The organism is Helicobacter sp. 13S00401-1, assembly GCF_002272925.1.
Classification (GTDB): Bacteria; Campylobacterota; Campylobacteria; order Campylobacterales; family Helicobacteraceae; genus Helicobacter_I.
Genome location: NZ_MLAR01000014.1, coordinates 1 through 14,794, shown reverse-complemented (window position 1 = coordinate 14,794; position 14,794 = coordinate 1). Strand labels below are relative to the sequence as shown.

Below are 14,794 nucleotides of genomic sequence, written 5' to 3'. Positions count from 1 at the left end.
ATGAAAAATATTATTTTTAATAACGCTTATGGAATCTTAGGTCTTTTGCCTAATGAGATTAATCTAGCCTCAAAAAGAGCGCGAGATATAGAAAAGCTACTAAAGATAGATGAGATACCTGACTTCAAGTTTGACTTTAATCACTTTGCAAATCTAAGGGATGAAAACAATGTAAAAGCATCCCTTCAAAGCATAATGAATATGCAAGAAGATGTGATACATAACTTTTTTAGAATCTATGTAGATAGTCTTAATAGAAAAGTGCTTGAACATGTTGAAAGCGATTTCACTTTTGAGCATATTAAGCAGTACTATACAAATGAAAATGGCTTTGATGCACTTAAAAATAGCTTCATTCTAATAAGTCTTTTCTTAATGACAAACAAAGTTAGCTCTAATGATGAAGCAATGGAGTTTTATGATACGTTGCGCGAGGATTTAATCTTTACTGGGATAGGAAACTTTCAAGTTAAGTATTTAGAAAATCTTGGCTTTAGTGTTGATGAAAATGTTTTTAAGTATCTCACAGATAATCTTATTTCTGAGATTAATCTTATAGATGAGGATATACAAAGCCTCCAAAAACATGATGCCAAAGAAGATATTAGTTTAAATAATTCTGTAGTAGAGCTTATGGGTATATGTGTCTATAACATGGTAAAAAGAATCAAAGATTTGGAAAGTTTTGAAGATGCTTATGCACAATGGATGTGTTTAGCGCATTATAAAAACCCTCCTTATAGATCACTTAAAACCAACAGGTTTTTATGATCTTGAAGATGGTTTTGCTATTAGGGATTTAATGGCAGAGGCATTATTAAAACTCCATGGTATGAAAGTTAAAAAGAATGCGACATATTACAAAACCAGTTCTCTTTTAATAAGAAACCTAGCATTAGAGCTTGCCTTTGAAATAGTGCATGATGAAGATACAAAAACTAGAATAAAAGGGTCTTTAAAGTATTTATCTACTCTTACTGTTTTGCATGATTAATGGATTAATCCTTTAATGCAGATGCCTTATTTAGTGGAGCTTTTTGGATCAATTTATAAACTACATAAAGATATGTCTAAAAAAGACTTTATGCAAACTGTAGAGTTGCTGGTTAGGCTTAAAAGTGATATTTTCGCTGATGATATTAGCAATAAAAACAAGAGTGCACTTTTAAAGGTGTGCTCTAAAATGATATTTGCAGCTCGTTTGTGCACTGCTAATGAGCACGGAGAACTTACTTTAATGGTAGGACTTTCAGATGAGTTTAAGAAAAATGCATGAGATATGAAATTTACAAACAAGTCATCCAAGTCATCAAAGCAAAACAAAGAAAACAAAGCATTAAAATACACAACCTATACAATAGTAATAGTATTTATTCTTTTGTGGTTATTAAAAAATTATTACTAGGCTAAATTTAAAAAGACTAATGCAAAAGGATAAAAATGAATACAAACGAGCTTGATAAACTTACTAGTTTAATCCTAAGTTTTCATAATGCCAAAAGACATGCAAACAAACTTATAAAAGATGATGATCCTAAATCTAGAGGATTAAAATCCAGTTTTGCCAGGATGGAATCTATTTTACAAACTATGGGCTTTGAGATACTTGACTACACAGGCAGTAAGTATAATGAAGGTATGAATATTGACGTGCTTGATACATTATACGCACCCTTGCCTCATGCGATTATAAGTGAAGTTTTAGAGCCTTCTATCATCTATCAAGGTAAGCTTATAAATAAATCAAAAGTTATTAAAACATTACCCAAAGAAATATGCAAGGAAGATATAAAAGTAGATTCCAAAATACTCCCTACCAACAATGCAGAATCTAAAAACACATCTATGCGGTATTTCAAAAAGCCTCTATCTAAAAAGTTAAAAATGAAAACTAAAAAACTAAGATGATAAAAAAACCAATCTTGCCTAATGGCTACATAATAAATGGCATAAAAATAAACCACAAAGTTCCTAGTGCTTCAAAAAAGATCGAGTTTTATGGGACTAGCGATGGTAGATTTCTAACTTTGTTTTTAGAAGAAATATTTGAATACATAGAGCTTGAAGATACGTTTTATATAACAGTTGGGTCTAAGCGCTACTTTGCCTTTATCAGTGATACAAATTATGCTAACAACTTAGCAGAGCTTAAGAAAAGATCTTTTAAAGATAGTGGTTTTGCAAGTGTAGCTGGTATGGATAAGCTAAAAGAAGAATTACGAAAGCACGTTATAAATGTACTAAAAAATAAAAAAAATGGTGAGCGTTTTAAAGTAAGCTTGCCTAATGGAATCTTACTTTATGGACCACCAGGTTGTGGCAAAACCTTTATCGCTAGAAAGCTTGCAGAAGAGCTTGGGTATGCCTTCATAGAAGTAAGACATTCTGATATTGCCTCTCCTTATATACATGGAGGTGTTGGGAATATAGCAGCGATTTTTGCTAGTGCTAGAAAAAATGCACCTTGTGTAATTTTTATTGACGAGATAGATGGTTTAGGTCAAGAAAGAGGTAAGTTAAGCGTAGATTCTTCATACAAACAAGAAGAGATAAATGAGCTTTTAAGTCACATAAATGGCATTGGCAAAGAAGACATACTAGTTATAGGCGCTACTAATGAGCTTGATAAACTTGATAAGGCCTTGCAGCGTTCAGGGCGTTTTGATATAAAAATAGAAGTAGGGCCACCTGACTTAAAAGCCCGCATGAAGCTATTTGAGATGTATCTAAAAGATCGTGCTACAAGCAAGCTTATTATCAAACTTTAGGGTTTATGAGTGAAGGCTACTCTTGTGCAGATATAGAAAATATTTGCGAGCAAAGTGCGCGTGAGGCTTTAAGTGACAACCTAGATGCTATAACTGAAAAACTTTTGCTTAGTGTGATAAATAAAAGCAAGCCTACTTGCTAGGGTTAAAGCTTGATAGCCCTATGTGTCAAACAGCTCTAAAACCTTAACTTCAAACTACTTATAGATAACAATAAGTAAATATAGAAAATATTATGAGGGATAAGTCCTTAATTTTATAAATTAAGTGCTACAATTTGTGCACGTTGGAGAAAGATAAATCAAGGAAAGCTAAAGATGCAAGTAGACGCACTTTATAAAAGAATAAGATGGCAAATCATCATAGCAACCTTTCTAACCTACACTGTTATGTACATCTCAAGGAAGGCTTTTGCAGCAGCAGCCCCACTTTTGATGCAAGATATTGGCATGACTGCAGTGCAGTTTGGTGTTGCTTCTTCTATTTACTACATACTTTATGGTCTTTCTAAATTTGGTTCAGGCTTCCTAGCAGATAGACTAAATCCAAGAATTTTTTTAACAATAGTTTTAGTAGTGGTAGCTATCATCAACGTAGGCATAGGCTTTAGTAATAGCGTAGGGCTTTTACTAACTTTATACTGCTTAACTGCTATAGCACAAGGCTGTGGCTTCCCGCCTATTGCTAAGGCTATTAGCCAGTGGTACTCAAAGTCAGAAAGAGGTGGCTGGTACTCACTATGGAACACATCTCATAACGTAGGAGGGGCACTAGCACCACTTATAGCATCAGGCGTTATAGCTTATACTGGCAACTGGCGTTATGCTTTTTTTGTGCCTGCTGCTATAACTATCATCCAAGCACTAATCACTCTTGCTTTAATACGTGGCAAACCTGAAAAATACGGCTTACCTAATGTTGGCGTGTGGAAAAATGACAAGCAACAACTTGAGATTAATAAGTACTCTAAGGCTGGACTTAGCATGTGGAAGATGTTTAGAACTTACATCTTAAACAATCCCATCATATGGGTGGCGATACTTGGGGATCTTTGCATCTATATCATCCGCACAGTTACTAATGACTGGGTAAGTGTGTACTTTGTAAAAGAGCTTGGCTGGGACTTAATAAAGTCTAACTCGCTAGTTTCATGGTTTGAAGTAGGTGGAATCTTAGGTGGACTAAGTGCAGGCTTTATCTCAGATAGATTCTTTAAAGCTGATAGGTGGACTACTATCTTAATTTATAGCATCATCTTAATACTTGGCATGATAGGTGTTGGTCTAACTATAAATATACACTACTATCTAGTGGCCATTTGCTTTTTTGTAGTTGGCGCTGGGATTTATGCACCACAAATGCTTTTTGCCCTAGGTGTTATAGAGGCTTCTCACGCTGATGGTGCAGGTGCGGCTACTGGACTAAAAGGTGGGGTAACTTACATAGGAGCAGCCCTTGCTGGAGCGCCTATAGCGCTTATCGAAAAGCACTACTCGTGGAATGGGGTTTTTACCTTGCTTGGGATAATAGCCACCATACTAGTCTTACTAACTATAGCTCTTATAGTCTTAGAAAAGAAAAATAAAAAATAGCTACAAATCTAACCATATAAAACCATTTAGATTCTATAACTAGCAATTATAGAATCTAAGCTATGTCTTAATGGAGGATTTATAAAGCGTGCATAGGCTACTTGCTATCTTTATATAGGCTATCTAACTTTTTATCTAGCTTTAAGCTATCTACTAAAACTACTTGAGCCCATTTTTTTTTTTTTGGAATCTCAAGTATGTTTAACGTAGCCTTTAGCATGCCTAAAGGCTGTAATGCCTTTTTATATTTAATGATATGCAATAATTTATAGTGTCATAAAATATCATGACTAAAACCTATTCTTGCTTAGCTAAGGATAAATGCTATCTCTTTTTACTAACTTCATCTAAAAAGTAATATCCTTTCTGCTTGTAAAGATTGCAAATCTTAAGTGCTATGTCTTGTTCTTTCCTTTCAAATAAAAATGACACAGTGCTTATAATGTGCTTTGCATCATAGACTAGATATATGCCATTTGTAAGCATTTCTATATATAACTCGCCGACAAACTTTGGGCTTTTTTTAGCCATCCTTTCTAGCTCTTCAACTATTATGTAACCATCATAATCTAGCTTAGCATTTCTTACTACTAACTTCATATAAGGCAATATTTCATCATCAACAGTATCTATAAAGACAAACCACTTTAAAAGCTCTTTAGATATGTCGCTAGCATCACTAGTTTTATCATCTTTAAAAGTTTCATATAGCTTTCCCCATAGCTTTAATATATAGTTGCGCGTTTCATTTGCAGGCATATTTTTATAAACGCCCGCCATATAAACGATAAGATTTGTGATGTATTTTGCATCTTTAGATTCTATTACATCAAATGGCATTTTGCTATATTTTGAGTTAGCGGATGCAACGCATATATGTTTAACTATAGCCCTTTTAACATCATTGCTAAAGTTATGTTTAAGTGCTTTTTGTATATGACCATCTTTTATTAATCTTTCATAGATAACTCTATTAACACGTGCATATGGAAAGTATCCAGACATCGCTATCTCCCAAAGCTCTTTTTTGCCTTTTGGAAATATCTTATTAAAGTTATCATGCAACCACTTTCTATCTAGGAATATTAAATCCTCCAAGTGTATACTTAAAACACAAATAACTAATCTTGTATATTCTGTATCTTTTTTAAGTTCCTTAGTAAAAAACTCTTCTATATCATCTTCCCACTTAACCTCTTGGTCACTATGAAGCTTTCCATATCGCAGCGCATAGCTTATAAGTGCACATAAGACCATACCATTTATAGAATTAAGCATATTTTCCATAAAACCTGCGCTAACACTTAGCTCTTTATCGACATCTACTGGATGCTTCAACAATCTAAATAAAACTTCTTTTGCCTCCAACAAATACTTCTTATTAAAAGCATTAGCATCATCTTTCATACCAGTTTTTATTAAATCTGCAACTAGTTTTCTAAAACGTAACGCATCCCTATCTTGCAATTTAAAAAAGTTGTCATCTAACGTTTGTAATAAAAAGTCAAATACTTTTCCCCAATCAAACTCTTTACCTTTACTCCATGCATTTTTCAAACCACACAATAAATAATATTTGTACATCCAATCAATATCTACAAAACTATCAATAGATAGCGCGTATTTATTTGGATTCTTAGCTATATATTTTGATAACTTAGCAGCATTTCTTTCTTTAGTTGTGTGCTTAAAAAACATCGTATCGCTCTGCTCTATTTGTGAGGGGTCAAAATCTCTTATTGCAAAAACTATTTCTTCTACTGACTTATCAAATATATAATCTGATATGAGATCTGAATCTTCTGATTGATCATAACTATAAAACATTGCATCATAGCCAGGGTGTTCAATCTTTTCAGGGCTGATAGAATCATACTTTCTGTATAATTTTTCTGCCTCACCACTAACTGACTTAAGGCTTAGCAGCCATTCTTTTTTATAGTAGGCGTTTATCTTTGCTGGTTCCTCTCCGCTTAAATAAATAGACGTATAGTCTAATCTCTCCACCCATTCAATAACTTTTGCTTTCTCTTCTTTACTAAACTTATTTTTATTGTTTTCTAAAAGTTTATAGAGTTCATGTTTTAGTAACGTAGCTAACTCTTCTTTGTTGTCAAAATCTTTATAACTATCAAGCCAGCTCCAAAATATATCTTTTAACTCATCATATTTTTTATCAATGCTATAAATAGCAACTCGTTGAAAAATACTATCTTTTTTCTTTAATAGTTTTTTAATAGATTTTATAAGCTTATCAGTGCAAAGATTCTCAAGCAAGTCCCTTAAAAACAAAACAAATCTATACTCAAACTTATCGCACATCATATGTTCAGAATTAATTTCCACAGCCACAACTCGAGAAACATTAAACGCCCACATATCTTCTCTTATCATCTGTTCCATAATAGAGGCTATTACATCTACTCCATCTACCCCAACTATCTTTGCAATAGAGCTAGAATATCCTTCCAAGATAAGATCTAAGTCATTGCCTCCAATTTTGAATGCTTTTTTCTTAGACGAAGCATCACTTGAAATCCTATAATCAAATAGAGTTTTTAGAAACACTAATAAATGTTTTTTCATATTATGCTTAGTTAATACGGAAAGTACAATTCTCCCAAGCTCACGTCTTAGTGAGATACAATCTTTTAAAACCCTATGTATAAAGTCCATATGCGCCAAAGTAATTTTTGTATGGGGTAGATTAAAAAGTATCTTAATAATCATCTCATCTGTTCTATTGTTGCTTACACGACTAACATTATCTTTATCGATAATAGAATCTATTATGTATAGCAACATATCTGTAACTTCATCTTTGGGATTACTAATATTTTGCAAGGACAAAGCATCTAAAAAATCTAACATATCCCAATATGGATAGATAAAAGAACCTTTATAGTTTGCATCTTCTATAGGTTTAGAGTTATTTGCAGCATCAAAAAAACCTTTATCAAACAAAGGTTTAAGCCATAAATCTAGATTTTTATATGAGGGTGCTTTTTTAAAAAAATATGTTTTATACTCCACATCATTTTGCATTCTTTGGATTACACTATCTATCTTACTAGCCTCTTGCTTCTCTAATGCATCATCTATATCAGTAAAAATATTATCTATGGTATATGTTTCTAGTTTGATATCATTAGCCCATTTTTCTAAAATAGCTTTTTGCTGTACATATCCAATATTATCTTTACTATATGGAATAAGTGTTATGCCTAATTTTGAAAAATATTCTTGCTCAATCCCACATAATCTTTTTTCACTAGTAAAATAACCATTAAGATAAAAATGTTTTTCGTTATCGCTATCAGTTTTAACGATATGGTTTAATAACTCAAACTCTCCTAACCCATATCCCAAAAACAAAACATGATAGTTTTGAAATAAAGATTGCAAAAACTGAATGACACCATCATCTGCATATCTTTCTTTATATTGAATTACATCAAGCACTAAACTATCTTCATCTACTATGCTTCCATGTATCTTATATAGTCTATTTTGATTCATGAAATTCTTATCACTCAAAATAGGTCTAAAGTCTTCTTGCTTATAGAATATATTGCTTTTTTCAAACATAGTATCTATATGTCTATCTACATTAGTAGTAACAAAAACTGCACCAAGACTAAATATATCTTTATAAACTTGCCTGTCTCTTTCATACTCACCAAGCTTATTAGAATCTAAAGTTTTAGAAATATATTGATTAACAACATCATCATTTAAAGACCTTTTTATCTCATCCATAAATATACATTTCTTCTTGCTCAGTAACGCATTGCATATAGTGATGATCTTTTTTATATCACTATCTTTTGCAAGCATGTGTTGTTCAAAATAGTTTATCAAACCTTCTTTGCAACATCTCTTCAAAAGATTATCAGCTAGTTCCCTCCAACCACTACAGCCAATAAATCTCGAGATACCAGCCCCTACAAATACAGCAAGCTTTCTATTATTTGCCGCCTCTTTTAGCACATCTGGCAACTCTGGGATATCTTTTATTTCGTAGCACATTATTATCCTTAGTTATTAGCTTTGCACATATTTTACAAACATATCTCATGCCACTTACTAAGTCAACTCCTGCTCTTATAAAGATTTTTTACTCACACATGCTCAAAAAAAGCTTAAGCCAATAAATACTAGCCAGTTAATAGATACAGCAGTAAATAGCAAATAAGCAATAAGTGCCAAAACATGGTATTTAATGAACATTTATTTAGAAGCAATGAAGTTTTCAATAATTATAATTTTTAAGCCAAAGGCATTCTCACCCCCGCTTAGTGCTGATAAAGTTCATAAAACAAGGTTTACAATAGTGCAAGCTTGCACTATTTTTACTAGAGACAAATCAGGCGTAGACCTCTCTTTCCTTGATTGCCGGAAAAAACTTTTTAGTGGATCTTTGGAAGGCTTTAAAAAGGAGATAGTCCGTATATAGTCCGTTTGACTGATTAAAAATTATGTATATGCTTATGCTCTAAGGTTCTACACTTAATCTGTAATCATTTAAAAATATATCCCAATCTTTTGTATATTCTAACTTTCTTGCAGTGTTTTTAGATATAAGTTAGAAACGTTAGTAAAGATAAAAACTTAAAAAACTAAGCTAAAGATAATGTGTGCTATCATAGAAAAAGTATCAATAAGGAGAGATAATGGGCTGGATATTACCATTACTTACTAGTGGACTTGCAGGACTTTTTCACTCTATAGAAAAAACCCACCTTCTGAAGAAGCGCTAAATGATTGGTATAGTAAAAGTCTTTTAGAAAAGCAAAGATACAAAAAGATGTCTCCTAAAGAAAAAAGAGATCATCAATTTGAGATCTTAGGCATACGCACTAAAAGAGGTAAGATTATATTTGGCATTACCTGTTGGGGTATCATAATTATAATGTTAGTATTGCTTATAGCTTTTTAATTACATTAAATTAGCATAGAGCTAGCCACCCTTACTACTTCTAAGGGGCTTGCAGTAGTAGGGATATTAATAGTGTTTGCATTAGTTATATTGGTAGTGTTCACATGATTAGAAGTTTTAGAGCTTATAGTTTGGTTTAAGGCTTCTTTGCCTATATCCTTACTTTCATCTAGTCCTATCTTACATCTAGAGCTATCTTATTTCATTCATTTTAACATAAGCTAGATTAAAAACCTAAACTCCTACAAAACTACAATTACGCCAAACCATTGCATTAAATACTATCTAAAACGCCATCTTTTAACCAAAGTAAGCCATACCTTAGATTCTAACTCTTGGCAAGTAAAAGCAGAGTTTGAATAGCTTTTAACCTTTTAATGTAAGTATGAGAAAGACTACAAAATACATCTCCATCCTATTCTCACACAAAAATTATCTTATGTATAATACTTGTAGTCTTGCTAGATGCTTTAGGTTTTGATATATTTTTAAAATTTTTTAAAGGAGTGAAGTTATGGTTGAGCTAGTTTTTATTGTATTTGTCATGACTATAGGATTAACACTATCGCTTTTAAAAAAGATTTTTTTAAAAATAACACAAAAAGCACAAGAGACACTAGAACAAGATACTAATACCGCTCAAGTAAAACTAACTTCCAGAGAAGAGCTTGCAAAATCAAAGCAAGAGTGGATAAAAGAGTGGGAACGTATAGGTATAAAAACACATACAGGGAGAATAATAGGCACTATAATACAGCTTTGTTTAATAGGTATCATCATATATTTTCTAATACGAATCTTTACATGAGGTTAGCATAAGAGCTAGCCACCCTTACTACTTCTAAGGGGCTTGCAGTAGTAGGGATGTTAATAGTGTTTGCATTAGTTATATTGGTAGTGTTATTTGCAACGTTAGTTTTTAAGCCAGCAGTAGATTCCATAGCTTTATCTCCTATGTTATTAGAGATACTTGGGTTTGCTTCAAGTCCTAGTTTCTTGCCAATCCAAGAGGAGGCTGTATAGTTATAAACTGCTTGCAAACTATCTAGAAGTTCACTTATTTTTTGTATAGCCCAGTTTATGGGAGTTACTACAAAGGTATTTAAAGCCTTACCTATTATAAAACCTACTCTTTTGCCAGTCCCTGCTATACCTTCTAAACCATCGTTTGCATAGCCTAGTTTTGTGCTTATATAATCTATCAAGGTCCCTAAGAGAGTAAAAGGCATCTTGATAGCACTCCATAATAGGTCAATAGCTGGGATTATAGGTGCTAAGCCCTCTTTAAAGCCCTCCCAAAATCCACCAAAAAAGCTTTTTAAAGGCTCCCACGCGCTAAAAATTACTAAAGATACACCAGCTATTATTAAACCTATCCCAGTAGCTGCTAAAAGGCCTAAAAAAGAAAATTTAAGGACCTTTAAAGCTACACTTAAAAGTTTTACGGGATTTCTTAACATTAAAAATACAGAACCTAGTGCTTTAAAACCAAAAACTAAAGGGCTTATAAAAATACTCTTTAGAGTGATTTTTAGCACTTTAAAACCTAAGTTTAAAGGAGTTAACACCTTAGTTAAAAATAAAGTTCTTAACGCAGTTTTATAAGTTTGTGCACTTAGTAAGTTAAGCCCGCCACTTGCTACATATGAAGCAGGTAGTATCTTAAGTAGTGCAAACTTTAGGGGGTGAAGTGCAGATTCTAAAGCAAAACTAGAAAGTTTTGCGGCTAATGCATAAGTTTTAAACCCTAAGAATGCTGCGCCTAAACCAACTACTGCATATCTTACTGGAGGGATAGATTCTAAAAGTGCACCAAAGCCATTAGCCATAGTCGCTATTAGCTTAGATACACCACTTATTATAGGTAGTAAAGTAGTACCTATTGCATTACCTACTCTTGCAAAAGCATTACGCATTAGCTGTAATGAGTTAGCAGTAGTAGCTGAGACTGCTTCAAACTCTTTTTGCATAGAACCTGTATAGTTTCCTTCATTAGCTAAGTCGTTTACTATCTTATCTAGGGTTTCTACGTTAGAAGTAATAAGAGCAATTTTAGGAGCTGCTTCTTCGCCAAAAAAGTTTTTTAAGACACCTATTTGTTGGCTTTTAGGTAGTTTTGATATGGATTTTAAAACATTTCTTATAGTTTCAAAAGGATTAGTTTTCATACCTTCATTAACATCTTCTACGCTTAAGTTTATAGCACTAAGTGCTTGTTTTACGCTGCCAGTGACATTACCACTTGCTAGTCCTCCTAAAGTGGTAAATATCTTATTTATAGCAGTTCCTGCTTGATCACTAGGTACTTTCATATTAGCGAATGCTCCAGCAAGAGCTGTAGCTTGAAGCTCTGTTACCCTCATAGTTTTAGCAACCCCTGCTATCCTGCCTAGAGTATCTACTATCTCTTTTGGGGCTCCTGCTGTAGTATTACCTAGATAGTTAATTGCATCTCCTAGCTTAGTTACTTCGGTTATACCTATGTTAAAGTTATTCATAAGTTTTGCTATATTATCCCCTGCTTCTTTAGTACCTAGATCAAAGGCAGTAGACATCTTAGCTACAGTTTCAGTAAAAGGGATAAGTAAGTTTTTATCTAGTCCTAACTGTCCACCACTTGCTACTATATCTGTTAAATCTTTGGCAGCTAGGGGTATACTTTTAGTTAGCTCCCAAATCTTTCCTTGAAAGGCTTTAAGCTCTTTATTACTATCAAAATCTACTACTTTTTTTATATTAGAAAAGCTACTTTCAAAGTCCATTGCCACACTTATAGGCTTTTTTACTCCAGCTATAAAACCAGCCACTACGCCTGCTATTTCATACTTCATATCTAGGATGGATTTAAAGGCTTCTTGGGTGTCTAGTCTTAGTTTGGTGTGAGTTGCATCTTTAATTTTTACTGCCATAGAATCTAGCTTTTTACTTAAGAAAGGCAAAGACTGTCCAGCATCAAGCTTAGGCTTTAGTTTTTGGTTTAAAAGTGTATATGAGCTCATGGACTTTTCAAGATTAGAAGTTAAAGACTTAGAGATAGAACTACCTAAGGTTTCACCTTGTCTTTGAAGTCTTTTAAAAGTTTTTGTAAGTGCGTTTATATCAGCATCTATCTTTAGAGTATAAGCCATTATGTAACCTTTAAGATGGAATAATGACTTATTATATGTATTTAAAACATTTTCGTTGCGTTTTACATAAGGCTAGCCTTATGTAAAAAGATAATAGATAAAACCAAAGACACAAAATAAAATAAAAGATACAGCAATTACATGTATTATTTTTCCTATAAGAGGTGTATCTCTCCAGTCTTGATTTGCTTCTTTCCACTCTTTTTTCATTTGTATAAACTCTCCTTTAAAGGTTAGTTCAGCTCTTACTCTTTTTGGCTTCTTAGTGGGCTTAGGATATGTTATCTTTTCAGGTTTGTAAGGGTTTATTGGAAGATACATTATGCCAATAAAAAAGCCTATAACAATAAAAGCTACTACAAGCATAGCAATAGCAACTATAACAGTAAGTAAAAACATAAGCATTTATATATCTCCTTTTTCTTTCCATTCTAATAAAAAACTAAAACAAAAAGCAAGATCTTTTTTTATTCAAACTCTGCTTTTACTTACAAAGAGTTAGAATCTAAGCTTACTTTGGTTAGTGGAGTGGCTTCATGGTTTTTTTTCTTGAAGATAAAAAAAGAAAAAACAAGAAAAAGAAGAGAGGATAAAAAAGCTAGAAGCCATGCCAGCTAGAGAGCTTTTAAAAGAAGTTAAACAAAACACTAAAGACCTAGATAAAATTACAAAACTAACTAACATCTATCTTGGCAAATAGGAATGAAGACTTAAAAAGGTTAAAGCTATTCAAACTCTGCTTTTACTTGCCAAGAGTTAGAATCTAAGGTATGGCTTACTTTAGTTAAAAGGTGGCGAGTAGTTTTGCCTCTTAGTTCTAGCTCTAAAAATCCCCCAGCAAACATAACTAAACCTAGACCTGTTAGAGAGCCCTTTATCTTTCTAGCATTAGCCAAAGTGAACTCACTTGTAAGTTTCTTTAAAGCATCACTTGCATTTAGTCCCTTACCACTTAAAGCATAGTTTCTAACTAAAGTAGGTACTCCCTCTCCTAAGCTTACGCTTTTATCTTCTCCTGTTTGTAAGTCTAAAAAGCTAGCCTTTGCACTTTTATAAACTACCTTATCAACATACTCTATCGCTAGGGAGCTAAGCTCGCTAGCTTTAGCTTTAAAGCTAGGTCTATCAAAACTTTTATCTCTATCTAAAAATATAAGTGTGTCATTTTTAATAGAAAAACTAGCATCTAGCTCTTTAGCTAGTTTTTGTAAAAAAGCACCATCACTAACACACCAGCTTTTTCAAGATTATATACATGCCTATCAGTAAGACTTAGCAAGTTAGCTAGTGTTTTTGTGTTAACTAACACTTAGTAAGTCCCATTTGGTACACCAACACCCATGATATTACCCCTATACGAAAACACCATACTCCCACTGTCAAACTTTTTTACAAAGGCATCTTTACAAGCGTTAGGAAACTTTTTAGAACACTCCCCCTTTCTTAATAGAGCTATAGTTAGGACGCCTTGCCTATCTACATTAACCCCACTTAAGGTTATATTCTTACTGCTAGGGAGTTTTTCTTTGCTTAGAGCGATAAACTCTTTAAAGGCATCTATATTTTGATAAGCTAAGAGATTGCTTTCATCATCAAACTTACAGTTATCTAGCAAAAAGTCTATAGTAAGAGTTTTGTCATCATCATAAAGCTTATTAAATATATTAAATCTAGCACAGGCTTTAAAGCCTTTCAAATCTTTTATCTTATTAGCTTTTAGGTAGGCGGCTATCTTTTGGCTTAAAAGCTTAGTTAAAGGTTTTTGATCGTAGTTATTTAATAGTGTCATCTTTGCTTTATAAAAGGCTATATTTTCTACATTAGGCTTAGGTTTTTTGGTAGGGCTCTTTAGTGGGAGTATGTTTTTTCTTATATTATCTATATCTTCATAGCTACTTTTTTCTTGTGTGTATATGTCTTTATAGCTATGCTTAATGACTATCTCTTCACTCACACCCAAAGTAAAGCTTGCAAGAGAAAGACTTATAAGAAAGGCTAGTATGTATTTCATGTTAAATCCTTTTAGGGGCTGCTTTATTTTAGCTTATCTTAAGCTTCGTTGCATGTAAGGTATGAGTTTTAAGCGCTTTACAGTGTGGTGGTCTTTATCTTGTTATGCAAGAAAACAAAAACCACCATCCATACAAGGAATGTAGCGCCATATTTTCACATATTTACCAATCCATGTGTTGACTTTTATTTTAGTGCTTTAACTTTCATCTTCATAATAAAGCCAGACGGTACAACCAAAAAGCCCAAAGCTTGTTAATAACTAAAATACTAAAAAGTATTAAAAAAGAAAGAAGAATTAAAAACTAAAAAAATTAAATAATTAAAGAATCTAAAAAAATATTAAGTGTTATAAGC

Annotated in this window: 13 protein-coding genes; 8 read left to right on the top strand and 5 right to left on the bottom strand. The window is 32.8% G+C overall.

Translation table 11 applies throughout. The annotated features are described in order from the left end of the window. The 7 genes from BKH43_RS06985 to BKH43_RS06960 all read left to right on the top strand — a co-directional run bounded on the left by BKH43_RS06985 (position 1) and on the right by BKH43_RS06960 (position 4,360). On the top strand, positions 1 to 771 hold the full coding sequence (locus BKH43_RS06985; RefSeq protein WP_095229995.1) for a hypothetical protein: 771 nt from the start codon (positions 1 to 3) through the stop codon (positions 769 to 771). A gap of 31 nt (positions 772 to 802) precedes the next feature. Then, complete coding sequence (locus tag BKH43_RS06980; RefSeq protein ID WP_095229993.1) at positions 803 to 994, top strand: hypothetical protein; 192 nt, start codon at positions 803 to 805, stop codon at positions 992 to 994. Positions 995 to 1,009: 15 nt separating this feature from the next. Further along, positions 1,010 to 1,276 carry a hypothetical protein gene (locus BKH43_RS06975; protein ID WP_095229991.1) on the top strand — a complete coding sequence of 89 codons (267 nt, stop codon included), beginning with the start codon at positions 1,010 to 1,012 and terminating at the stop codon, positions 1,274 to 1,276. Between the two features lie 164 nt (positions 1,277 to 1,440). Beyond that, on the top strand, positions 1,441 to 1,908 hold the full coding sequence (locus tag BKH43_RS06970) for a hypothetical protein (RefSeq protein WP_095229990.1): 468 nt from the start codon (positions 1,441 to 1,443) through the stop codon (positions 1,906 to 1,908). Beyond that, positions 1,905 to 2,768: an AAA family ATPase gene (locus tag BKH43_RS06965; RefSeq protein WP_095229988.1), complete on the top strand. Its 864-nt coding sequence runs from the start codon at positions 1,905 to 1,907 to the stop codon at positions 2,766 to 2,768. Before BKH43_RS06970 ends, BKH43_RS06965 begins: the two co-directional genes overlap by 4 nt. A 5-nt stretch (positions 2,769 to 2,773) precedes the next feature. Further along, positions 2,774 to 2,911: a hypothetical protein gene (locus BKH43_RS08510; protein ID WP_172402344.1), complete on the top strand. Its 138-nt coding sequence runs from the start codon at positions 2,774 to 2,776 to the stop codon at positions 2,909 to 2,911. Positions 2,912 to 3,085: 174 nt separating this feature from the next. Next, complete coding sequence (locus BKH43_RS06960) at positions 3,086 to 4,360, top strand: MFS transporter (RefSeq protein ID WP_095229986.1); 1,275 nt, start codon at positions 3,086 to 3,088, stop codon at positions 4,358 to 4,360. Between the two features lie 324 nt (positions 4,361 to 4,684). Here the strand turns inward: BKH43_RS06960 and BKH43_RS06955 are convergent, their stop codons facing one another. After that, complete coding sequence (locus BKH43_RS06955; protein ID WP_095229984.1) at positions 4,685 to 8,389, bottom strand: SIR2 family protein; 3,705 nt, start codon at positions 8,387 to 8,389, stop codon at positions 4,685 to 4,687. Positions 8,390 to 9,813: 1,424 nt separating this feature from the next. On the opposite strand from BKH43_RS06955, the gene BKH43_RS06945 reads away from it, so the two are divergent. Beyond that, positions 9,814 to 10,107, top strand: coding sequence for a hypothetical protein (locus tag BKH43_RS06945; protein WP_095229981.1), 294 nt, complete (start codon positions 9,814 to 9,816; stop codon positions 10,105 to 10,107). Here the strand turns inward: BKH43_RS06945 and BKH43_RS06940 are convergent. From BKH43_RS06940 to BKH43_RS06930, 4 genes are all read right to left on the bottom strand, one after another. Further along, entirely contained in the window at positions 10,100 to 12,427 is a 2,328-nt protein-coding gene (locus BKH43_RS06940; RefSeq protein WP_095229979.1) for a phage tail tape measure protein, read from the bottom strand. The two genes, BKH43_RS06945 and BKH43_RS06940, sit on opposite strands and share 8 nt — an antisense overlap. Positions 12,428 to 12,505: 78 nt before the next feature. Continuing rightward, the gene (locus tag BKH43_RS06935) at positions 12,506 to 12,832 is read right to left on the bottom strand and encodes a hypothetical protein (RefSeq protein ID WP_095229977.1); all 327 of its coding nucleotides are present in this window, start codon (positions 12,830 to 12,832) and stop codon (positions 12,506 to 12,508) included. 320 nt (positions 12,833 to 13,152) lie between these two features. After that, positions 13,153 to 13,323, bottom strand: a complete 171-nt coding sequence (locus BKH43_RS08505) for a hypothetical protein (RefSeq protein WP_172402343.1) — start codon at positions 13,321 to 13,323, stop codon at positions 13,153 to 13,155. 413 nt (positions 13,324 to 13,736) lie between these two features. Further along, a complete protein-coding gene (locus BKH43_RS06930; RefSeq protein WP_095229975.1) occupies positions 13,737 to 14,438 on the bottom strand; it encodes a hypothetical protein in 702 nt (233 codons plus the stop codon). Between the last annotated feature and the right edge of the window lie 356 nt (positions 14,439 to 14,794).